This is a genomic window from Pseudomonas sp. AC172 (genome assembly GCF_979258595.1).
This window is the reverse complement of the sequence record NZ_OZ409868.1, coordinates 5948837-5972802: the sequence shown is the minus strand read 5'-3', so window position 1 is coordinate 5972802 and position 23966 is coordinate 5948837. Positions and strand designations below refer to the sequence as shown.

The window sequence follows — 23966 nt, the reverse complement described above, 5'->3', positions numbered from 1 at the left end:
TAATTTGATGGCACTCTTGTAGACAGATTCACAGCAAAGGTCATGCCGTCCAACAGGCATAAACGACAAAGGCCCCGATGAAGGGGCCTTTGTGTTTTTACATCAACGACTTATCAAGCAAACGGATGACGCAGAACGATGGTTTCGTTGCGGTCCGGGCCCGTCGAAATAATGTCGATCGGTGCGCCGATCAACTCTTCAACGCGCTTGATGTAGGCACGAGCGTTAGCCGGCAGCTCTTCCAGGGTTTTTGCACCCACGGTCGATTCGGTCCAGCCCGGCACTTCTTCGTACACAGGCTGCAGGCCTACGTAGCTGTCAGCATCGGTCGGAGCAACGGCATTGCCCTGCGCATCTTTGTAGCCGACGCAGATATTGATGGTTTCCAGGCCGTCGAGTACGTCCAGCTTGGTCAGGCAGATGCCCGAGATGCTGTTCACATCGATAGCGCGACGCAGGATAACGGCATCGAACCAGCCACAACGACGGGCACGGCCGGTGGTCGCACCAAACTCGTGACCTTGCTTGGCCAGGTGTGCACCGACATCGTCAAACAGCTCAGTCGGGAATGGACCCGAACCGACGCGAGTGGTGTAAGCCTTGGTGATGCCCAGGATGTAGTCCAGGAACATCGGGCCAACGCCGGAACCGGTCGCCACGCCACCAGCGGTGGTGTTGGAGCTGGTCACGTACGGGTAGGTGCCGTGGTCGATGTCGAGCAACGAACCCTGGGCGCCTTCGAACATGATGTCTTTGCCGGCGCGACGCAGGTCGTGCAGCTCGGCAGTGACGTCGAGCATCAGCGGCTTGAGCAGCTCGGCGTATTCCTTGCACTCGGCCAGGGTTTTCTCGAACTCGATGGCCGGCTCTTTGTAGTAACCAACCAGCATGAAGTTGTGGTAATCCACCAGTTCACGCAGCTTGTCTTCGAAACGCGGCATGTTCAGCAGGTCGCCAACACGCAGGCCACGACGGGCAACCTTGTCTTCGTAAGCCGGGCCGATGCCGCGACCGGTGGTACCGATCTTCAGCTCGCCGCGGGCCTTTTCACGGGCCTGGTCCAGCGCCACGTGGAAGGACAGGATCAGCGGGCAGGACGGGCTGATACGCAGACGCTCGCGCACCGGTACGCCTTTCTCTTCCAGCTTGGTGATTTCGCGCAGCAAGGCGTCAGGTGCAACCACCACGCCGTTGCCGATCAGGCACTGCACGCCTTCGCGCAGCACGCCCGACGGAATCAGGTGCAAAACGGTTTTTTCGCCGTCGATCACCAAGGTGTGACCAGCGTTGTGGCCACCCTGGTAGCGCACTACGGCGGCAGCATGTTCGGTCAGCAGATCAACGATCTTGCCTTTGCCCTCATCACCCCATTGGGTGCCCAGGACTACGACATTCTTACCCATAACACTTGTCCTCATTCGCGCAAACTTGGTGCCGGCGATGGCCGGCAGGAAAACTCAAGAAGCCAGTGGCGATACTTGCCAAAGCCCGTTCTGCTGAATCAATTGCCGGTCGCAGTCCGCATCACGGGCGGCGGCCAAAGGTTGTCCAGGCAACGCCTGAACGACACGCTGACCCTCACTGCGCAACTGGCAAACCTGCTGCCAGAGTGCCGCATCCGTACTGTCAGGCATCCAGATACCGCCAGACGGTAGCTCGATCTCAGCACGCCCCAGGGTCACCAGGGTTTTCAAATCGGTGGAAAAGCCAGTCGCCGGACGCGCACGACCAAAATCCGCGCCGATGTCGTCGTAGCGACCGCCCTGAGCGATGGACTGGCCAACGCCCGGCACGAACACCGCGAACACCACACCGGTGTGGTAGTGGTAGCCACGCAACTCGCCCAGATCGAAGTACAGCGGCAACTCCGGGAAGCGCGCCGACAGACGCTCGGCGATCGCCAGCAAGTCTTCCAGTGCCGCCAAAACCGGCGCCGGCGCATTGGCCAGACGCTCGCGGGCAGCGCTCAACACTTCACGGCCTCCGCACAGATCGACCAGCGCGCGCAGCATGCCGGACAAGTCGGCCGGCAAGCCTTCGGTCAAGGTAATGACCTCGTCGATGGCCTTGCGTTGCAACGCATCGAACAACTGCTGCTCGACTTCACCGGACAGACCGGCGGCACGCGCCAGACCACGGTAGATGCCGACATGACCGAGGTCCATGTGCACATCCGGCACATCGGCCAGTTGCAGCATGGCCAGCATCAGGCTGATCACTTCAACGTCGCTGCTCGGGCTGGCATCGCCGTACAACTCGGCGCCCAACTGGATCGGGCTGCGCGAGGACGACAATGCACGCGGCTGCGCATGCAGCACGCTGCCGGCGTAGCACAGACGGCTCGGGCCTTCGCGACGCAGGGTATGCGCATCGATGCGCGCCACTTGCGGCGTGATGTCGGCACGGAAACCCATCTGCCGGCCCGATTGCGGGTCGATGACCTTGAAGGTACGCAGATCCAGGTCCTGGCCCGCGCCGGTCAGCAGGGATTCCAGGTACTCGATATGGGGAGTCACGACAAACTCGTAACCCCAGCTCTGGAACAGATCCAACACCTGACGACGCGCAACTTCAATGCGCGCCGCTTCCGGTGGCAGTACTTCTTCGATGCCATCTGGCAGCAGCCAGCGGTCTACCGTTGCCATTACGCCATTCCCCTTTGATCCGGGCGGCCAGCCTGCGGGCGAGCCTTGAGTGAAGCAGAAAATGACCGGTCCGTTCAAAACGCACGCGCATGAACGACGCGGCGAAAGGCCTGTTAACGGCTTCGCCCATCACTTTCCTCGAAAAACTCTCGGGCCATTCAACCCGATGCCTGCAACAAAAAACAGCAATCAAACGTGCAGACGCAAAAAAGCCGGGAATTTCCCGGCTGCCGCATCATACACACGTTTTCCCAAAGGATCACCCCGCCCGAGGTATTAGCCGCCGGGCGGAATGATTCAGGTCAACGTCGTATCAAGGCTTGGACTTTTCCAGGTAACGGAAGAAGTCGCTGCTTGGGTCGAGGACCAGTACGTCGGATTTGTTCGCGAAGCTTTCACGGTAGGCGCGCAGGCTACGGTAGAAACCGTAGAACTCCTGATCCTGACCGTAGGCCTTGGAGTAGATCGCAGCCGCCTGGGCGTCACCATCACCGCGAACCTCTTCAGATTCACGATAGGCTTCAGCCAGCAGCACGCGGCGTTGACGATCGGCGTCGGCGCGGATGCCTTCGGCCAGCTCGTTACCCTTGGCGCGGTGCTCGCGAGCTTCACGCTCACGTTCGGTGCTCATACGCTCGAACACGCTGCGGTTTACTTCTTTCGGCAGATCGATGGCTTTGACCCGGACATCGACAACTTCGATACCCAACTCTTTTTCCGCCATCTTGTTCAGCGATGCAGTGATGTCAGCCATCAGTGCGTCACGCTCACCCGACACCACTTCGTGCAGGGTGCGCTTGCCGAACTGGTCACGCAGACCGGATTCCAGACGACGGGACAGACGCTCGTCGGCGATCTGCTTGAGGCCGGAAGTCGCGGTGTAGAAGCGCTCGGCATCTTTCACGCGCCACTTGGCGTAGGCATCGACCATCACGGCTTTCTTTTCCAGGGTCAGGAAACGCTGTGTCGGTGCATCCAGCGTCATCAGGCGTGCGTCGAATTTACGCACCTGGTTAACGTAAGGCACTTTCACATGCAGACCTGGCTGAACATCCGCCTGAACCACGCGACCGAATTGCAGCAGTACCGCACGCTCGGTCTGAGCGACGATGTAGAAGCAGTTCCAGCCCACCAGCACGACAACGACGCCAACAATAAGGGCGATCAGCGATTTATTGCTCATCAGCGGGTCTCCCTTGTGCGCGACTGCGGCAGGTCAGTGACATGCGGCGCGGCATCCGTGTTGTTACTGGCGGCGGCCGAACCGGTGACCGGCGCATTGCTGCCCGAACTGTTCTGAATCATCTTGTCCAACGGCAGGTAAAGCAGGTTGCTCTGGCCATTCTTGTTACCGGTCACGAGTACCTTGCTGGTGCTACTGAAGACTTCCTGCATGGTGTCCAGGTACAGACGCTGGCGGGTGACTTCAGGTGCCTTGCGATATTCGGCGACCAGTTTGGTAAAGCGGTCAGCCTCACCCTTGGCGCGCGAGACCGTTTCGTCGCGGTAACCGTTGGCATCTTCAAGGATGCGCTGGGCCTGACCACGGGCTTCCGGCACGACGCCGTTGGCGTAGGTTTCAGCCTGGTTGCGCGAACGCTGCTCGTCTTCACGGGCGCGGATCACGTCATCGAAGGCTTCCTGTACTTCACGCGGTGCCGCTGCGCTCTGTACGTTGACCTGGGTAACGGTGATACCGGTGCGATAGGTATCGAGGAATCGTTGCAGACGCTCCTTGATTTCGCTGGCCATCAGTTCACGACCCTCGGTCAGCACCTGGTCCATCGCGGTGGAACCCACCACATGGCGCAATGCACTGTCGGTCGCATGCTGCAGGCTGATTTCCGGCTGATCGACGTTCAGCACGAAATCCTGCAGGTTGCTGATCTTGTACTGCACGGTCAGTGGGACTTCGACGATGTTCTCGTCTTCGGTCAGCATCTGGCCCTGCTTGGTGTAGGCACGCTCACGCGTGACGTTTTCCATGTACTTTTTATCGATCGGCGGGAAGTAGATGTTCAGGCCCGGGCCGACAGTCTCGTAGTACTTGCCGAAGCGCAGCACCACGGCTTGCTCCTGCTCGTCGACCACGTAGACCGCGCTGTACAGCCAGACAGCCGCCAGCACAACGAGGCCGATGCCGAGCAGACCGCCGAAGCCGCCACTGCTCTTGCCTGAACCACCGCCGTCATCACCACGTTTCTTACCACCACCGAACAACCCGTTCAGGCTTTCCTGCAGCTTTCGGAAGGCCTCGTCGAGATCCGGTGGCCCCTTGCGGTCGCCGTTATTGCGGCGCTTGCCACCCCAAGGATCCTGATTATTCGAGTTGCCACCCGGCTCATTCCAAGCCATAGCGCTCTCCATCTGATAAAGCAAAGACGCACCCACGGCGCGCCGACCAATGCTACAGAATGCCTGCCGTTGCGGCACAACCGCTTTTTCAGGCTTTTATTGCAAAGTGTGTTGCTCGATGAACTCCATCGGCTGCAATCCTTCGCGGCTTACCAGTCGATTCAACTCGACACGGGGCAAACGAACGGCCAGCAGACTGATGCCTTCTTCGTCATGCTCTTCTTTCTGCACCGCACCGAGTTCGAAAAACTGCGCACGCAGTCGGGCGAATTGTTGCGGCAAGCGCAGGGTACCGACAAACAAATCACTGCCGAGTAATTCGGCGATGGCTTGTTCAAGCAATTCCAGACCACTGCCATCACGCGCCGAAAGCCAGACCCGCTGGGGCTTGCCGTTTTCGTCGCGCTGGATTTGTGGCTCAACGCCTTCAAGCAAATCGAGTTTGTTATAGACCTCGAGGATCGGCAAGTCCTGGGCACCAATCTCGCCCAGTACTACCATCACCTGCTCGATCTGCAACATGCGATCCGGTTCGGCCGCATCGATCACGTGCAACAGCAGATCGGAATTGCTCGACTCTTCGAGGGTAGACCGAAATGCTTCGACCAGCTTGTGCGGCAAGTGACGAATGAAGCCCACCGTGTCCGCCAGGACGATCGGCCCCAGGTCGTCAATGTCGAGACGGCGCAAGGTCGGGTCCAGCGTGGCGAACAATTGGTCGGCCGCGTAGACGTCGGATTTCGTCACGTTGTTGAAGAGTGTGGACTTACCGGCGTTGGTATATCCCACCAGAGATACGGTCGGAATATCCGCACGGGAGCGACCACGTCGCGATTGCTCGCGCTGGCTGCGCACCTTCTCCAGCCGGCCCTTGATCTGGCGCAAGCGAACCCGCAGCAAACGGCGGTCGGTTTCCAGTTGGGTTTCACCTGGACCGCGCATGCCGATACCGCCACCCTGACGTTCAAGGTGAGTCCAGCCGCGAACCAGCCGGGTGCTCATGTGGTCAAGCTGGGCCAGTTCGACCTGGAGCTTGCCTTCATGGGTACGGGCGCGTTGGGCGAAAATATCGAGAATCAGACCGGTACGGTCGATCACGCGACACTCGAAAACACGTTCGAGGTTACGTTCCTGACTGGGCGTGAGGATGTGATTGAAAATCACCAGATCAGCTTCTTCAGCCTTGACCAGGTCGCGCAGTTCCTCGACCTTGCCGCTGCCGATCAGATATTTGGCGGTTGGCCGATGACGCGGCACGTTAAAAAACGCAACGGTCTCGGCGCCGGCCGAATTAGCCAATTCCTGAAACTCCTGCGGATCTTCGCGCGCCTCAGGGTCCTGTCCATCCAAGTGAACGAGGATGACTCGTTCACCACCACCGTGGCGCTCAAAGAACAAAGGAGACTCCTATCAGGCGTTACCTGGCTCAGCGTCACCTGCTTCGGATTCGGTTGCGCTAGGCAGACGAATTGGACGAACCGGCACTACTGTCGAGATAGCGTGTTTGTAAACCATCTGGCTCACGGTGTTTTTCAGCAGGATCACGAACTGGTCGAACGACTCGATCGTGCCTTGCAGTTTGATACCGTTGACCAGGTAGATGGAAACCCCAACTTTCTCTTTACGTAAAGTATTCAAGTAAGGGTCTTGTAGCGAATGCCCTTTTGACATGTGCCGCACTCCTTTAAGGATTCAATAATAAAAATAGGTAATTCAGATGGCTTTGGCCGTCACACCCCCAAGGATAGACGGCAATTGCAAGGACTCAGCTCAATATGGAGATGGTCCCAAGGTATTTCAAGGCGCGTGGCAGATTGTCGCAATCAAGACTGTCCAGCCAGTGTATATCTTCCCAGCTGCGCAGCCAGGTGAACTGGCGCTTGGCCAATTGGCGCGTGGCGATGATGCCGCGCTCCTGCATTTCGGCCAATGTCAGCTTGCCATCCAGGTAGTCCCAGACTTGGCGGTAGCCTACCGCACGTATAGACGGCAACCCCGAATGCAGGTCACTTCTTTTACGCAGGGCTACGACCTCGTCGATGAACCCCTGTTCCAACATATTTGTGAATCTTTGTTTAATGCGCTCGTGCAATACCTGACGATTTGCCGGGGCAATGGCCAAGTTCGCGACAGTATAGGGCAATTGTTGCAGTCCCGAAGCGGCTGCTTCAGTACTTTGCGCAGATTGTTGCTGGCGCAACTCGGTCATGCTCTGACCGCTGACCCGATAAACTTCCAGCGCGCGACTCAGGCGCTGCGGATCGTTCGGATGAATTCGCGCCGCTGATACCGGATCGATAACCGCCAATTGGTCGTGCAAGGCTTGCCAGCCAAGGCGTGCAGCCTCCTCTTCGATCTGCGCACGGATCTCGGGGTCGGCGGCAGGCATGTCCGCCAGGCCTTCGACCAAAGCCTTGTAATAGAGCATCGTGCCGCCGACCAGCAGCGGAATTTTTCCGCGCGCGGTGATTTCGTCCATGGCTTGCAGGGCATCACGACGGAAATCCGCAGCGGAATAGGCTTCGGCCGGATCGAGAATATCGATCAGACGGTGCGGATATTCGGCCAGCAATTCTTTCGAAGGCTTGGCGGTGCCGATGTCCATGCCGCGATAGACCAGCGCCGAATCGACACTGATCAACTCGCACGGCAGCACCTTGGTCAGCTCGATAGCCAGATCGGTCTTGCCCGCAGCGGTCGGGCCCATCAGGAAAATCGCTGGAGGGAGCTGGCTCATCAACGACCGCGCAAGAACAGTTTGTCCAGATCGTCCAGGCCCAATTGGGTCCAGGTCGGTCGGCCATGGTTGCATTGACCGCTGCGTTCGGTGTTTTCCATGTCACGCAGCAAGCCGTTCATTTCCGGCAGGGCCAGGCGCCGGTTGGCGCGAATCGCGCCGTGACAGGCCATGGTGCCGAGCAATTCGTTGAGGTGCGCCTGAATCCGATCGCTGGTGCCGTACTCCATCAGATCCGACAGCACGTCACCGACCAGGCGATTGGCTTCGGCCTGCTTCAACAACGCGGGAATCTGGCGAATCGCCAGGGTTTCCGGGCCCAGACGCTGCAATTCGAAGCCCAGACGCTGGAACCATGCAGCGTGCTCTTCAGCGCAATCGGCCTCGCGCTGGCTGACGGCCAGGGATTCCGGCACCAGCAGCGGCTGGCCACTTAGGCCTTCGCTGGCCATGGCGATTTTCAGGCGCTCATACATGATCCGCTCGTGGGCGGCATGCATGTCCACCAGCACCAGACCTTGGGCGTTCTCGGACAGAATATAAATGCCTTTGAGCTGCGCCAGCGCGTAACCGAGCGGCGGAATGTCTTCCTGACCGGCCGGCAATGCGTTGGCATTGGCCTCAGGCAGCGGCGCGAAAAACTCGCGGTATGCGGCCTGCGCCTCAGCCGCCGGCGGCACCGCCGATTGCGGACGTGGCGTGTATTGATACTGATAAGCGCCGCCAGCACTGGCAGCGGACGACGTATTGAACGCCGGTTGCGGCTGCGGTTGCTCCAGCAGCGCATTGGCCGCCAGACGCATTTCACCCTGCGGGCCGAATTCACCGGCATCAAGCCCTGTCGGACGGACGATCGCAGTGGTGACAGAACCGGCAAGCTGATCTTCCGGACGCACATCGCCCAACGCGCGGTGCAAGGTGCCATAAAGGAAGTCATGCACCATGCGCCCGTCACGAAAGCGCACTTCGTGTTTGGTCGGGTGCACGTTGACGTCGACGGCCGCCGGATCAACCTCGAAGAACAACGCAAACGTCGGATGGCGACCGTTGAACAGCACGTCGCGATAGGCCTGACGCACCGCGTGGGCCACCAATTTGTCGCGCACCGCTCGGCCATTCACAAAGAAATACTGCAAATCCGCCTGGCTACGGTTGAAGGTCGGCAAACCGACCCAGCCCCACAGGTGCAAGCCGTTGCGCTCGATCTCGATCGGCAATGCCTGCTCAAGGAATCCCGAGCCGCAGATCGCCGCCACACGCCGGGCACGAGCCGCATCATCATGAGCCTCGTGCAGGCTGAGGATGGTTTTGCCGTTGTGACGCAAATGAAACGCCACATCGAAACGCGCCAGTGCCAGACGCTTGATCACTTCTTGGAGATGATCGAACTCGGTTTTTTCGGTCTTGAGGAATTTGCGCCGCGCTGGGGTGTTGAAGAACAGATCGCGAACTTCCACCGAGGTGCCAACCGGATGCGCTGCCGGTTGAACCCGAGGCGCCATGTCGCGGCCTTCGGTTTCGACTTGCCAGGCTTGATCGGCATCGCGGGTGCGCGAGGTCAGGGTCAGGCGCGCCACGGAGCTGATCGACGCCAGTGCTTCACCACGGAAACCCAGGCTCATCACCTGTTCAAGGTCTTCGAGGTTGCGAATCTTGCTGGTGGCGTGACGGGCCAGCGCCAGCGGCAGGTCATCGGCGGAAATCCCGCTACCGTCGTCACGCACGCGCAGCAACTTGACCCCGCCCTGTTCGACATCGACATCAATACGCTTGGCGCCAGAGTCGAGGCTGTTTTCCAGCAACTCCTTGATCACCGAAGCCGGGCGTTCAACCACCTCACCAGCGGCGATCTGGTTCGCCAGCCGTGGACTGAGCAGTTCGATGCGGGCAGCCACGTTCAACACTTCGTTCATTCTTTGGACGCCAGTTCGGTGCCTGGAATGGTCAAATGCTGACCGACTTTCAGCTCATCACTTTTCAGGTTGTTGGCCGCGCGCAACGTGGCAGGCGACACCTGATAGCGCACGCCGATCATTGCCAGCGTTTCACCCGGGCCGACGCGGTGATCACGAGGGCCCTGGGCGATTTTGCCGGAGTCACGCAGCCAGGCGATGTAGGTGCCCGGTGGCGGGTTCTGCTGGAAGAACTGACGCACGCCGCTGCTGATCGAGCGGGCCAGCGCTTGCTGGTGGCTCGATGCCGAGAGCTTGTTCGCTTCGTTGGCGTTGGAAATGAACCCTGTTTCGACCAGGATCGACGGAATGTCCGGCGACTTCAACACCATAAACCCGGCCTGTTCCACACGCTGTTTGTGCAGCGGCGTGACGCGACCAATGTTGGTCAGCACTTTCTGGCCGACGTTGAGGCTGGAAGTCAGCGAGGCGGTCATCGACAGGTCGAGCAGTACGCCCGCGAGCATGCGATCCTTGTCGTCGAGGCTGACGTTGCCGGCACCACCGATCAAGTCGGAACGGTTTTCGCTGTCGGCCAGCCAACGCGCGGTCTCCGACGTAGCACCGCGATCAGACAGGGCAAACACGGAGGCACCGAAGGCGGCGGCAGACGGCGCGGCGTCAGCATGAATCGACACGAACAGGTCGGCGCCCTTCTTGCGGGCGATTTCGGTACGGCCGCGCAACGGGATGAAGTAGTCGCCGGTACGGGTCAGTTCGGCGCGGAAGCCTTTCATGCCGTTGACCTGACGCTGCAACTCACGGGCGATCTGCAGTACCACGTCTTTCTCACGCTGGCCGCGCGAGCCCGACGCACCCGGATCTTCGCCACCGTGGCCGGCGTCGATCACGACAATGATGTCGCGCTTGCCGGCCGGGGCTGGCGGCAACTTGATGGCCGGTTCAGTCGGGGTCACCGGCACTGCCGGCACGGTCGCAACCTGCGGGGTTGGCGCAGGCGGCGGTGCGGCGTCGGCCGGGTTATCGAACAGGTCGACCACCAATCGGTTGCCGTACTGCGCGTTCGGCGCCAGCGAGAAGCTTTTCGGCGTGACGGCTTTCTTCAGGTCGATGACCACGCGCAGATCGGTCGGCGTGCGCTGGGCCGAACGCATTGCGGTGATTGGCGTGTTCGCAGTCTGCACATTCAGTGGCGCACCGAGGGTGGCGCCGTTGATGTCGATGACCAATCGATCCGGTGCGGTCAGGGTAAACACGCTGTGCTGCACCGGGCCGCTCAGGTCGAAGACCAGTCGCGTGTTGTCCGGCGCCCGCCAAAGGCGCACGCTGTTGACCTTCGAATCGGCCACAGCGTTGACGGTTACTGCCATCAACAACAGTCCAGCGGCAGCCACCAACGCGCGAAAGCGCATACCTAACCCCATCATTTAATTGGATTCCAATGCCAAAGCGGCACACCAGGCCTCGCCACGCGAGCCCTGGGATAAAATTTTCAGCGAACGCCCGCTGTCTTGCGGGCTAATGGTAATGGTCAGGTCAGGCTTTGGCAAAAAGCCTGCACCTTTATCAGGCCATTCGATCAGGCACATCGCGTCGTCTTCGAAGTAGTCGCGGATGCCGAGAAACTCCAGCTCTTCCGGATCGACCAGGCGATACAGGTCGAAGTGGAAGGCGCGGACGTCGCCGATTTCGTAGGGTTCGACCAAGGTGAAGGTCGGACTTTTTACCGCACCGACATGACCCAAGCCGCGAATGATGCCCCGTGAGAGCGTGGTTTTGCCCATCCCCAGGTTGCCTTCGAGAAAAATCAGGCCATGGCCCCGGGTCACGCGGGCGATCCGTGCGCCAAAGTCGCTCATGGCCTGTTCATCGGCCAGGTACAGGGTTACTTCAGACACGGTGCTTGCTCCTCCAACAACTGACGAATGACTGGAATCAGATCACTGGCCGCCAGCCCACGGCCGAATTTTCCTTGTTGCCTACCTGCATTGGCGTGCAGCCAGACCGCCAGGCAGGCGGCGTCGAAGCCGTCCATGCCTTGTGCCAGCAGCGCACCGGTCAAGCCCGCCAGCACATCACCCAGCCCGGCGGTGGCCATGGCCGGATGACCTTGGTGACACAACGCCAGACGGCCATCGGGATGCGCGATCAGACTGCCAGCGCCTTTCAACACAACCACTGCCGTATATTTTTTGCTCAACGCCAGCGCCGCGGCCGGACGATCCGCCTGCACCTGCACTGTGCTGATTCCGAGCAAACGCGCCGCCTCGCCCGGATGCGGGGTGATCACGCAATCCTTGGGCAACTCAACTAAACCGCTGGCCAGCAGGTTCAGAGCGTCGGCATCCCACACTTGCGGCAATGCCGCGCTGGCGGCCGCCGACAACAGTGCGCGGCCCCAACTGGCCTGCCCAAGTCCCGGGCCGACGACCAGCGTCGAGACCTTCTCCAACAACCCCATCAACTGATTGGCCGAGGAAGTGCCGAGCACCATGGCCTCCGGCACTCGCATCAACGCTGCCGGGACATGTTCAGGACGAGTCGCCAGCGACACCATGCCCGCGCCGCTGCGCAATGCCGTTTCGGTGCTGAGCAGGATCGCCCCGCCAAAACCGTGATCGCCACCGATCAGCAGAACGTGGCCGAATCGGCCCTTGTGCGAAGACGGGGCACGCGCCGCCAACCTCGGAAGATTAGCCGTGTTGAGCCTTCGGGCGATGACTGGAATGTCACGATAGATGTCGGCACTTGCCTGTAAATCGTTAAATACCAATTGGCCGACGTGATCCGCCGCGTCGCCGGTGAACAGGCCGGTTTTCAGCCCGATAAAGGTCACCGTCAGATCGGCCCGCACGGCGGCACCGAGCATGTGCCCAGTGTCAGCGCTTAATCCAGAAGGAATATCGACAGCTGTCACCGGCAATCCGCTGGCGTTGATGGCTTTGATCGCCGACACGTAAGGCTCGCGCACATCCCCGCCCAGCCCCGTGCCGAGCAATGCATCGAGAATGACACCGCGCAATTCGCCTTCAGCCTGCCAGCCCTGCACCGCAACACCTTCAGCGAACGCCTCGGCATGGGCCAGCGCAGCATCACCCTGCAAGCGCTGTGGATCGCCGACCGCCAATACGCGCACCAACCACCCGGCCCGCTGCGCCATTGCAGCGACCAGATAACCGTCACCGGCATTGTTGCCATGCCCGGCAAGCACCGTCAGTTCGGTTGCCGCCGGCCATTGCCGCACCAGCGCTCGCCACGTCGCATGCGCGGCACGTTGCATCAATTCGAAGCCCGGCGTGCCGGCGGCAATCAGCCGTGCATCGAGTTCGCGCACCTGTGCGGCGCCATACAGCGCGTCGGGTAATTGATCTTTCGTGTGTGGCATGCGTCTTCGGGCTCCGATGTCTGGCAGAATTATACGCACCTCAGCTCCGGTTTCTCTCGCCTCATGTCCGCCATCACCACAGACCTGCCCGCCCTCGCCCAATCGATCAAGGATTGGGGCCGCGAGCTGGGCTTTCAGCAAGTCGGCATCAGCGGTCTGGATCTCGCCGAGCATGAACAGCACCTGGAGCGCTGGCTCAAGGCCGGCTACCACGGCGAAATGGACTACATGGGCGCCCATGGCAGCAAACGCTCGCACCCCGAAGAGCTGGTGCCGGGCACGTTGCGCGTGGTTTCGCTGCGCATGGATTACCTGCCCGGCGACACACAAATGGCGCAAATGCTCGCGCAACCGGAAAAAGCCTACGTGTCGCGTTATGCCTTGGGCCGCGATTACCACAAATTGATCCGTAAACGTGTGCAGCAATTGGCCGACAAGATTCAATCGGAGATTGGCCCGTTCGGTTTCCGCGCCTTTGTCGACAGCGCCCCGGTTCTGGAGAAAGCCATCGCCGAACAGGCCGGGCTGGGCTGGATCGGTAAAAACACCTTGGTGCTGAACCGTAAGGCCGGTAGCTATTTCTTCCTGAGCGAGTTGTTTGTCGATCTACCGTTACCGGTGGATGAGCCGCACAGCACTGAACATTGCGGCCGCTGCACCGCGTGCCTGGACATTTGCCCGACCAACGCCTTCGTCGGCCCGTATGTGCTGGATGCGCGGCGCTGCATTTCCTATCTGACCATCGAACTGAAAAGCGCCATCCCTGAAGAGTTGCGATCACTGATCGGCAATCGCGTGTTCGGTTGCGATGACTGCCAGATTGTCTGTCCGTGGAACCGTTTCGCCAAGCCTTCCGGGGAGAGCGATTTCAAACCGCGGCACAACCTCGACAACGCCGAGCTGGCCGAGTTGTTTTTGTGGGATGAGGAGAAGTTCTTGAGCAGCACTGAAGGTTCGCCGTTGCGGCGTGCGGGGTATGAGCGTTGGTTGAGGAATCTGGCGGTGGGTCTGGGCAATGCGCCTTCAACGATTCCGGTGCTGGAGGCGTTGAAGGCGCGACGGGATTATCCGTCAGAATTGGTTAGAGAACATGTGGAGTGGGCACTGGAACAACACGCCAGACGTTCAAACCCATAAAAGGTAGGGCAAAATACTCAGGCTGCTCATATGCGCGTTGTATCCATGCTTTTGGCCGATCTCATTATTGCGTTGGTCTGGCCGTCGGACCAATGACCGCCCGCCTGGAGGACTTTGCAAACTCTCGTATTACTGTCCTCTAGAAGGTAAATACGCTCCCCACGTCCTTTCGACCTCGCAAAAAAAACATGCGTTACTTTTCTTCCATTGCCGGCTGCGCCGAACTCCTCGTAATACATCTCGGTCAAGCCCGCTGCTTGTCTGGGGGACATGTTGCTTTCCACGCGCTTGTAGAATTCCAAGGCCATTGGCTGATGATTTTTATGCACATTTTCTACCTCGGCCCCGATCAACTGCCAAGGTTCATCCGGCACGGCCTCCCCGGGTGCCTTGGCTTTTTTGGCAGCAGCCTTGGCACCTTTTCCAGGCTTCTTGAAATGTTTTGCCGCTTTGGCTGTGTCCTTGCCATCGGGGCTGAGACCTTTGCTAAAGGCTGAAGCCATCTTCCTGCCAGCATTCACAGCAGCTTTTGCACCCGCCGCCAAACCTGCACCGAGCGAAGCCAGCCCAAGACCGAAACTGATCCAGCCCAATATCTCGCCCGCTTGAGAACCCGGTGCCAGCTCATTGACCACCTCGCTGACAATACCCGCCAGACCTGAAGTCACCGCCAGCCCCAGTGCCGCCGCGGCCCATGGCGTCGCCGCGCCCATCGTCAACACGCTGGCAACAACCCCGAGAACACCGAGCCCGATGCCCAGGATCGATTGCCAGGATATATGCCCGGTAGGGTCGACACGATTGACAGGGTCGCCCAGGCAATAACTGTAGGCATTCAATCCACCCGCGCCGAACGGACTCATGCTGTCGGGGGCGAGGAATCGCATCAATGTCGGGCTATACGCTCTGTAACCGTTACCCAGCAGATACAGCCCGGTCACCGGATCCAGCTGCTCGCCGTTAAACCCGGCGAGGCTGAACAAGCCACCTTCGGCAGGACGATGCCCGTAAGGGCTGTAGGCGCAATCGGTGAGCTGTTCCTTGCCCAGCGTTGCCAGCACGCTTTGCTGCTGATCGGTACCAAACAGCTGCGCGCCGGCGTTCAAACCGAGTTGCTGCTGCCCCACCAGCGCTCCACCGTGACGTACAACGCTGAATGAATTTTCACCACTCACCTCATTGGCGACCCGGCCTGCGTGGTAGTAACGCTGCGCAGTAACCTTCCCGGGTTGCGACAGTTCAACCAGATCGTCGAAACCGTCGTAATGGTAGCCGCGAATGACTGATCCCCCTGCGCCGGACAATTGCTCGAGACGTCCGAATGCGTCATAGGCCAGGGTTCGCGCCTGATCATCCTTGATCATCCTGCCGTTGGCGTCGTATTCCAGCGTCACTGCCGGTGGATAGTCGACATGGGAATGTTTGACTGCGCTGAGCTGCGCAGGATCGGGATTGTCATAACTGAACGTGGTCAGATTCACGCCTAGCGGGAACTTCGTCTGCACGGTAAGCATGTTGTCCAGCGCATCGAAGGTGAACGTCTGCTGGAGAATTTCCTTGCCATACGGATCGCGGGGCTTTTGGGTGCCGGCACAGTCGTACCGGATCAGACGTCCGCGCACATCGTAGGAGAATTGTTCATCACGCAATAGTTGCGTGCCGCGCCTGGACACTTTCTGCGCCAGTTTGCCAGCGAGGGTGTAAGTCGATTCCAGCGTCTGGTCAGGTTGCCCCTGAATTTCGAATGTACGGCGGGTTTCACGACCGACATCGTCATAGGCAAACCGGGTGATCATCTGCCGCTTGATCGACGTGTCTTCGGTTTTCGTCCAGTCCGGCAAACCTGTCTGGACGTTGTAGTGGAATTCGGTTTTCAGCGCCCCCTGCAAGGTCGATAGCAGGCGACCGTGCTCATCGTATTCCGATCTGCTTTCGGCTCCGAGTACATCAACATGGGTGATCGGTCGCCCCTGCAGGGACCAGGTACTGGACGTTGCTTTCGTGATCGCGCCGAAGGTCGTCGTTTCGGATTTTAGGCGTCCGGAAGGGTAATAGGTAAAGCTGCGTTCCCTGCCATTTTCGGCACAGGTCAAGGGATTGCCACTGACGTTGTCATAAGTCAGGGTGGTGACCAGCTCCCCTGCCTTGCGCTCCGTCAGCAAACCGCCCAGATCGCGCAAATAGGTGAATTCGGTTTTTTTGCCATCAGCACTCTTGCACCACTGAGGCTGAGTGAAGCCCGCTTCATAACCCGCCTCGGACTTTCGCCCGCCCACGGTACTTTGTGTCAAACGACTCAATCCGTCATACGTTTGCTGCCCCAACACTTTGTCACCGACCTTTATACCGATCGGTAACCCTTCATCGCTATGCTCGGCGTAGTCGGTCACTACCGCACTGGCGTCAGGCAAGACAGTGCGAATTATCCGGTCAAAAACGTCGTATTCATATCGCGTGGTATTGCCGACAGGATCTGTCTCGCTGGTTGTGCGCCCGTACCCGTCATAGGTGTAAACGGTTTTGCCCAGACTCTTGTTCTTCAGATTGAAGCGCTCGATGCTGAGCGGTTTACCGAACTCATTGACGAGGGTGAGTGTCTTGCCCATCCCCTGGAGCCAATTGGTTTGCTGGCGAAGTACCGGATTCGCCTCGCTGTGCTCGATACGCCCGTCAGCATGCAGCGTCTTGCTGATCTGGCCCCAGGAATCGAATTCGTAATGGCTACTGACCGGACAAGGCTTGCCATCACGCCAATCGGTCAGCGTCACTTTCACCGTGTGACCGACCGAATCATGCAGCGCGGAATAAATTGTGCGAGCCTGCATCAGCCCGTCTTTGTCGGGGAGGTCGCAGTCCTTTTCCTGAACAGTGATCACCCGCTCCAGGCCGTCATAGCTCACTCGTTGCTCACCGCCGACGGGATCCGTGGTCACCATTGTGGCCGGCTGCTGTTTACTGGCGGCCAGATAGGCCCACTGGGTAGCGGCCGCATAAGGACTCCCGGAAGCAACCGTTTTGCGCACTGCCCGGCCGATGGCGTCGTATTCATGTTCGATGTGCTCGCCATCGACACCGACCTCCGACACCAGCAATCCGCTCAGCGTCGAAAGCACTTTCTCACTGGTCTGCAGGGCATCGTCAAACCCGCGTGTGCTGGACTTGACCCGTAACCTGTCGCCCTCAAGCTCATAGGAAAATTCGAGAGCGGTTTTTTTGTCATTGAGGATGACACTCTGCTGTTTCGTGGCCCCGTGCTTGAGTGGATCTTTTGGCGAGTTCAGATAACTGCGTTCGGTTTTCGAACGCAAGACCTCAACACCTTCCACGACTTCGAAAAAACGTTCCCCAACCGGTAACACGCAGGCCAGTTGCGCTCCTTCCAGCGCGGGATGCAAGGCATAGTCGTAGTACGTGACTGTCGAAGTACCACCCGACGCGGCAGCGGTGACCGTCCTCTTTTTCGGAAACCTGGAAAAACCCAGCGGATCCTCCGGGCAACTATCGCCACCAATTGCCGGATAAAATTCCGTCGAAGTCGTCACCCCACTTGGCTCAATATGCTTGAGCAAGTTTCCTTCGCCATCAAACTCGGTGACGGTGGTTTCCACACGCTGCTGTTGGGTGCGCCGATCAAGGTGAGTCACCGTATGGACTTTCGGCATACGGAACTGAGCCAACTGCTCATTGAAAGGCTTGGTGACGGAACAGTGATACTCGGTGGAGGTGGCGATCCGGGCGTCGCCACAGGTTGTAACTTCAGCCACCAACAGATGGAATTTGTTGTAGGTGCGTTTAATGCGCGTATGTACTTTGTCGCTCAGTAACAGCTGCTCGTCCGAGGTGTAGACATAGTCGCCGGGCGCCAGATAGAGCGGATCCAGGTCATTATCCCTGGCCGGGAGCAGGCCCTGCCCAAGGAAGTTATGGTCGGAGTACGTGTAGGTCTTGCAGAGTCTGGGTTGGCCGCGGCCAGGATAGATATCGTGAGCGATAACAAACGGCAGTGTCTGTTCCACGCCATTTACGAAGCTATGACCCTGGCGCTTGTAGCGAATGATTTCCACGCCGCGCAATGGATTGACGACGCGGTGCAAATAGCTGGCCTCTTCGATAACTTCATATTCCAGCTCCCAACCTTTACCGACCGGAAGCTCGATCGCCGTTACCCGAGCGTTCTTCAAAATCAACTTGTAGGCGGAACTGGATGAGGTATCGGGATGCCGGGTCAATGTGACCTGGCCTGCATTGCGGGTGATTCTCAACAGACATCGTTTGGCGTCACGGACTTCGCTCAACCTGGGGAACTGGTTGAACAACTCGTGCTTCAAGGCGATGCTGACACCGTTCGCGGCGATTATTTTTTCCGCTACGGCGACTTGAGTGCCAGCCAGAATTTTGAGCAGCTCACGCCGACCATCCTTGTATCGAACTTCATAGCGCCCTGCTCCAGTCACTGACACCTTTGCCGTTTGCAGTTTCATTTCCTTGAACTTCAGACCGCTAGACGTCTCCACAGCCCTGTAACGCTCGCCGTTGGACAATGTCATGACTTTGCTGCGCAGGTCGTAATTGGTCAGGGTCAACGACCAGCCAATGCCAAAACCGGAGTCGGCCTGATTGAGCGGATTGAAGCCCATTGAAAGTGTAAGCTCAGGACCATTGAGATCCGCCGAGTGCAACTTCCCCAACGAAAAGGAGCACGTGTACATGCCCGTGCGCGGATCAACGCCTCCGGAAACAAATTCACCGAAGTTAAAAGCGTTTGAATGAACAGCGGATGATGAATGACTCTCCATAGAAAAAATCTCCTTTATTCCAGATGCAGATAGGGGCAAGTCAAGTTGGTCAGCTAAAAACCGCTGACCACATCGTAAAATCAGGGGACCTGTTTCATTGGCCGCTTGGAATCACTCAGAATAAAAGCGCGCTGTTCTTTATCACCGTCGATACACAGTCTGTGCTTCGTACCAAATTCATCAATCACAGCAAACTCGAATGCGCCTTCGCTTTCTCGACCTACTTGCAGATCCGCGGAAGTGTATTGAATAAACGTCAACTGCCCCGGTACGTTGTTAATCGGCGCAAGCATAGTGCCAAGGGGACTGCGAAACGTTGCTTTCAACCCGTAGATGGGTGCCATGTAGCCGTAAAAGTTTCTGCGCCCATCCTGAGTGCCGGGTATGTTTCCGGACGCATAGACCTGCACCGCATCTTCGGAATCATAAGGATCAAGTTTCACCTCACTGCTGTACCAGTCAAGCAGGTGAATCTGTCTACCCTCCGCATACAGCCCGATATGAAAACGTTGAAGCCAGTCATATTGCGCTTTCTGCTGCTTGCCACCATATTCGTTGAACGTAAAGCTCTTCCGCGAATATACATTAGGCGGAATTGCCTCCAGCGTAATACTGCTGTCAAAGCCGATTCCGTTACTTCGCAATAACACACCATTGATGAGAATTTCGGCGGCCACTTCCATGATCCCGGGCCTGGTGGCCGAAACCCAAAACTGGAAAATCTGCACCGAATCAGAGTCGTCACTTATCCGGTTGTGCGTGGCACGTGGAACTTCGGCAATCCGCGGTGCACCACCCGACATTTCATGGGCGTAACGATTTTCCTGCCGTGAGACACTCCAGTCACCCTCAAGAGGCCGAGCGCCGTTATAGGCAATCAATTGCAGTGATTGCAAAGCCGGATGCCCATACAGCGATGCGCCGTCGCCATTGTTATCGATCCCGTGCAGAAGCACCAACACACGCACTTGCATGCGACCGTTGGCATAAAGCACTTTATGCTGACCAGACCGCGTGGCGTCGAGTTTTACTTCAATACGGGAAATACCAACTTGATCATCGAGCATTTAACAGTACCTTGCTGATTAATAGATTTCGCCCTTTAAGGGCTCAGCAAAGTATTGAGGTTCGATTTAAATAAAAACAGCTGCGACATTCGACAAATTGTGAGGAGGCAACATTTAAACACCACCCCAAACAACCAACATAAATACTAACACTTTGAAAAACCGTGAACTTTATGATGCCGAGCGTCACAACGTTCATTCCCCCCTTTGGTTCCAGCACTCAATGATTGCCCCCCTTCCGAGCTAAACTAAAAATAATCAGAAGGGGGGCCTTCGAGCGGTTTATTTCTTGTCTGTCTATGTTAGACAAACAAAGGAGTCGTTACTTTCACCAATATTCAGTCACTGTCTGAACCTGTCGAAAAACCGCTCTCCGAGGACTCACTGTCCAAGTCAGACTCTGTAACCACATCCTCCGTCTGGATTTCCACCTTTCGATCCATACTGGAGCTTTCCAGATAATGACTAATCCGTTGCCTTGACGCGTCACTCAGCGGATTATTCAATAAACCAACGAACAGATCCTGTGTATCCGGAATCTCAAACAACTCATATCCTACGTCGGAAATATTATTTTCATGCAATGCCACGACACGCAGCTTGCTGAGCTTATCTATACCTGAAGGAACGCTGGAAAGATTTGCGTTGTTTAGCATCAATCCAGTTAAACCTGCCATGTAGCCTACATGCGGAGCAACTGCCAGAGGGTTGTTTGCCAGGTTCAACCGGGTAAGCGTTTCGATTCTGGACAATCCTTCAACTGTCACCTCGGATAGTTTCAGCGAGCACCCGTCCAGCGTAAGCTCGCTTAATTCGCGCATTTGAAATATTCCTGACGGGAACTCCTCCATTTTTATGCCAAAGACTCCCAAACATTGAATATTTGGAAAACTGTCAAGAAACGCGCCTATCCGTGCACCCGGTTCATTGGCGGTCAATAATAACTCTGTTACATACTCAAATCGGGTGGACAACCTCGGTAACTCACCCGAGAAATCGACATAGTGAGAAAAATGATCCTCTCCCTCCCCCCACTTCGAAACCGACTTGCGCCGCCAGATATCTTGCAGCTTTGCGCTGAACTGCTCGCGAGCCTGGCGTCGTTCGGCGTTTGTCGGCGTGCCTTCTGGTTCTAACGGCTGCGCATGAGGGGATGTCCCTTCGGCAGTCCATATCGCCAGTTCATCTCGCAACGTTGCAAGCTCTGTTTCCAGGCGAGTCAATACGCCGGAGGCATCACTCTTCAAACGTTCTTTGGTAAACGTCGTCACCTGCTCATCCGAAATCTGCGGATAAAGATCACGTACACGCTCTACGACGGATTTTGGCGATACCGGATCGTTGTCACCTCCCCCCCGCAATTGCCCTGCTTGTCTGAATTGCGCGGTGGCAGGATCGACGATAACGGGCAGCGGCGCGAGCCCCAACAATTCACTCACGATTTGGCGTGGCGGCAATGGTTGAGCACGGATCAACTGTTGCAACGCCGCACCTGCGCCTTCTGTCACACCCAGCAACTGACGATCCCTGGGCAACAACAGAAGCCAGAGTGTTGAATAAAGATCCTTCGATCCCTGAGGGGATTGGGCGTCGCGGCTCTGGATGACATAGCCATGACCCTGACGAATCAGTATGTGATGAAACGACGATCGAGCATTGCCGATAGCGCTGAGGACATCCCCGTCCATCGCCCCTTGGCGAATCTCGATACGAGTCTGTCGCGGCCAGTTCGCCAGATTTCCAAGCATATGCAGCACTAAACGATCACTGTCCGGGTTGGTTATTGCCTCTAAATAAATGCCTTCTGCGGCCCTCGCCAAGCGAATGTCTCGCAGCGCCACCAGTGCCTCTTTCGCCACTCGCTGTGGCATGCCCGGTTGGTTGTGCATGTACAAACGCTCCGCAGCGCTCGTATCGCGCCATATTGCCAGCGCAGCCGTTTTCGGTAGATGTGGAAACACCCGGCGCATCCGCAAAGTGTTTTCATCGCAATGGGATTCAAAGGCATCCTCCAGATCTTTGAACCGCTTGAACCGCTCAGGCGCGGCTCCGCGTCCTTGCGCCTGAAGCGCCTGATCAAGCTGGAATCGCCTGATGCTGTCCTCCAGTAAAAATGGCGCAGGACGATCATTGACGAGCACATCGCGCAGCACTGATTCATTGACCCCGCTCACTGCCAGCAGGCGTGCAACCGTGGCGTCGGCAAACTGCGTCACGGAATGGCCCATCCGGCGAAAAAGCTGTGCGGTTTGTACTGATATCGAATCGGTGAAACTAGCGACATCGCTGTCCAGCGGGACCCAGAATCGACCCTCGCTGTCCGGCTTCAATAGCGGGCCGGAGGGCTCGAGTTCACTGGCCAGCGTGGCGCGAAACAGACCACTCTCGGCGTCCAGCACCACTTGCACGATCTGATCATCAGTTACGGCGACATACTGACGCTGCTTCACAACCCGGATGCCGTGCGCATCGGCCTCGCCGAGGCTTTGGGGTGTGGGTATCCCGTAATCTGCCAGTGAGGACTTCGCGGCATGCTTCGCGAACTCGCCGATCGCGGAAAACCTCGAGTCCATACTCACCCTGATCGCTGGCGTCACTGCAACCGATTCAGGCCCGAAAAAAGGATGCAAGGGTTCCAGGCGATGCGGTCTGGGCGGTCGGGGAATTGCTGAAGCAGCGGAAGTTGGGCGATGAGTTCCCTCGACGCTGAAATCGGGGATTTTGGTTGGGGCAGGCTTGGCCTTTGGCGGTTTGCCAGTCATGACGACTCATCCTTGAGATGTGGTTGTGTTGGCCCTGCGTAACTGAAGGGCCAACAATCGATATAAGTAAAAGCACGTCGAGTGCGATTACCTGACAAGTGAACACCACAGCTTATTGCTAGTTGCTATAGCAAAAAGCATATATATCTACTACATCCACCGAAATTGCATCAGTGAACGTGTTGCTTAGCCGCGTTCCAGATATAAATTACGCTCATAGAAGTTCGCGCGAATCGCCAGCTTATGTTCCGTGCCATGTTGGTCAATAGCGCGCAAGTGAAGGACATCGTCGTGTCTGGATTTCGGCAAATTTTCCGAGTACTCGGACAGGGCCTGCACGACGGTCAGTTCTCCATCGCGATCATTGACCCTTACAGAATAACGTTTGCTTTCCCTTGTTATGGCATCAGGAAAAACGTACGCGATCGAATTTCCGTTAAACGGCAAGTACACATTCAGCTCTCTTCTTTCGGGTCGAACAAGAGTGGCCAGCATATAATTGGTTTTAGATTCGTGAAGTTTGTTACCGCCCACAAAGGGCTGGTCAACGCCTGCGTCAACTCCATCGACAAGCCAATCGACCATTTTGATCTGCTGCCCCTGCGGATACAGCCCCAGATAATAGTTCCAGATACGATTGCCGGGCTGTTCATTGCCGCGCCGGGTCTGATACCAGCGAAATTGCTCCACCGCATAGGTCGCAGGTGTTTGTGCTTCGAGCGTTACACTGCTGTCATGAACACTGGAAAGGGTGGTTCCGTTAGTGATAATCCTCACCCCGTTCAGCGACAAGCGTGCGCCGATCTGGGTCGTACCAGCGCTCGATGAGGATACCCAGAACGTGCGAACCTGAGGATGGACGCTGTCATTTTCCAGATCATCGTCGTGACCCTCGCCGGCAGTCAGTGAAGGTCGTGCCTCAATGGTAAAACGCCCTTGCACGACTTTCAGCTGCATCCGGCCATTACCGAACAGTGACTTGCTGCGAGCATTGTCGCTGGCATCAAACTTGACCTTCATACTGGAAAGGCCCGCAAAAATGGGCATATCGGTTTGCTGATCGGGTGTAGCGTCCATGCTTTCACTCATAATGCATTACCTTCAAGAGATATAATTAAATATTGACAGTAAAAAGATGCCAACAAAAAAGTTACATACCTTTCAAATAA

16 protein-coding genes are annotated in these 23966 nt (G+C 57.5%); 1 reads left to right on the top strand and 15 read right to left on the bottom strand.

The window, feature by feature from the left end; translation table 11 throughout:
* Positions 1-113 precede the first annotated feature (113 nt).
* The 11 genes from ACZ0A4_RS26915 to ACZ0A4_RS26865 form a co-directional block, all read right to left on the bottom strand.
* A complete protein-coding gene (locus ACZ0A4_RS26915; protein ID WP_008078328.1) occupies positions 114-1403 on the bottom strand; it encodes an adenylosuccinate synthase in 1290 nt (429 codons plus the stop codon).
* A gap of 54 nt (positions 1404-1457) precedes the next feature.
* A complete protein-coding gene (locus ACZ0A4_RS26910) occupies positions 1458-2645 on the bottom strand; it encodes an ATP phosphoribosyltransferase regulatory subunit (protein WP_007915833.1) in 1188 nt (395 codons plus the stop codon).
* Positions 2646-2958: 313 nt separating this feature from the next.
* Positions 2959-3828, bottom strand: a complete 870-nt coding sequence (gene hflC, locus ACZ0A4_RS26905; RefSeq protein WP_034151639.1) for a protease modulator HflC — start codon at positions 3826-3828, stop codon at positions 2959-2961.
* Positions 3828-5000 carry an FtsH protease activity modulator HflK gene (hflK, locus tag ACZ0A4_RS26900; protein ID WP_141127330.1) on the bottom strand — a complete coding sequence of 391 codons (1173 nt, stop codon included), beginning with the start codon at positions 4998-5000 and terminating at the stop codon, positions 3828-3830. Before hflK ends, hflC begins: the two co-directional genes overlap by 1 nt.
* A gap of 96 nt (positions 5001-5096) precedes the next feature.
* On the bottom strand, positions 5097-6398 hold the full coding sequence (hflX, locus tag ACZ0A4_RS26895) for a ribosome rescue GTPase HflX (protein WP_463576968.1): 1302 nt from the start codon (positions 6396-6398) through the stop codon (positions 5097-5099).
* A gap of 12 nt (positions 6399-6410) precedes the next feature.
* Positions 6411-6671 (bottom strand): RNA chaperone Hfq, encoded by a 261-nt coding sequence (gene hfq, locus ACZ0A4_RS26890; protein ID WP_007902656.1) that lies wholly within the window; start codon positions 6669-6671, stop codon positions 6411-6413.
* Between the two features lie 94 nt (positions 6672-6765).
* The gene (gene miaA, locus ACZ0A4_RS26885; RefSeq protein WP_463576967.1) at positions 6766-7737 is read right to left on the bottom strand and encodes a tRNA (adenosine(37)-N6)-dimethylallyltransferase MiaA; all 972 of its coding nucleotides are present in this window, start codon (positions 7735-7737) and stop codon (positions 6766-6768) included.
* A complete protein-coding gene (gene mutL / locus ACZ0A4_RS26880; protein WP_463577644.1) occupies positions 7737-9638 on the bottom strand; it encodes a DNA mismatch repair endonuclease MutL in 1902 nt (633 codons plus the stop codon). Before mutL ends, miaA begins: the two co-directional genes overlap by 1 nt.
* A gap of 8 nt (positions 9639-9646) precedes the next feature.
* Positions 9647-11020 (bottom strand): N-acetylmuramoyl-L-alanine amidase, encoded by a 1374-nt coding sequence (locus ACZ0A4_RS26875; RefSeq protein ID WP_371748301.1) that lies wholly within the window; start codon positions 11018-11020, stop codon positions 9647-9649.
* 57 nt (positions 11021-11077) lie between these two features.
* Positions 11078-11548, bottom strand: a complete 471-nt coding sequence (gene tsaE / locus ACZ0A4_RS26870) for a tRNA (adenosine(37)-N6)-threonylcarbamoyltransferase complex ATPase subunit type 1 TsaE (protein WP_463576966.1) — start codon at positions 11546-11548, stop codon at positions 11078-11080.
* Positions 11536-13035: an NAD(P)H-hydrate dehydratase gene (locus ACZ0A4_RS26865; protein WP_463576965.1), complete on the bottom strand. Its 1500-nt coding sequence runs from the start codon at positions 13033-13035 to the stop codon at positions 11536-11538. Before ACZ0A4_RS26865 ends, tsaE begins: the two co-directional genes overlap by 13 nt.
* Positions 13036-13098: 63 nt before the next feature.
* On the opposite strand from ACZ0A4_RS26865, the gene queG reads away from it, so the two are divergent.
* The gene (gene queG / locus ACZ0A4_RS26860) at positions 13099-14172 is read left to right on the top strand and encodes a tRNA epoxyqueuosine(34) reductase QueG (RefSeq protein ID WP_463576964.1); all 1074 of its coding nucleotides are present in this window, start codon (positions 13099-13101) and stop codon (positions 14170-14172) included.
* Positions 14173-14198: 26 nt separating this feature from the next.
* Here the strand turns inward: queG and ACZ0A4_RS26855 are convergent, their stop codons facing one another.
* The 4 genes from ACZ0A4_RS26855 to ACZ0A4_RS26840 all read right to left on the bottom strand — a co-directional run bounded on the left by ACZ0A4_RS26855 (position 14199) and on the right by ACZ0A4_RS26840 (position 23886).
* A complete protein-coding gene (locus ACZ0A4_RS26855; RefSeq protein ID WP_463576963.1) occupies positions 14199-18968 on the bottom strand; it encodes an RHS repeat domain-containing protein in 4770 nt (1589 codons plus the stop codon).
* 80 nt (positions 18969-19048) lie between these two features.
* Entirely contained in the window at positions 19049-20035 is a 987-nt protein-coding gene (locus ACZ0A4_RS26850) for a hypothetical protein (RefSeq protein ID WP_463576962.1), read from the bottom strand.
* Between the two features lie 338 nt (positions 20036-20373).
* Positions 20374-22797 carry a leucine-rich repeat domain-containing protein gene (locus ACZ0A4_RS26845; protein WP_463576961.1) on the bottom strand — a complete coding sequence of 808 codons (2424 nt, stop codon included), beginning with the start codon at positions 22795-22797 and terminating at the stop codon, positions 20374-20376.
* Positions 22798-22983: 186 nt separating this feature from the next.
* Positions 22984-23886 (bottom strand): hypothetical protein, encoded by a 903-nt coding sequence (locus ACZ0A4_RS26840; protein ID WP_463576960.1) that lies wholly within the window; start codon positions 23884-23886, stop codon positions 22984-22986.
* Positions 23887-23966 lie beyond the last annotated feature (80 nt).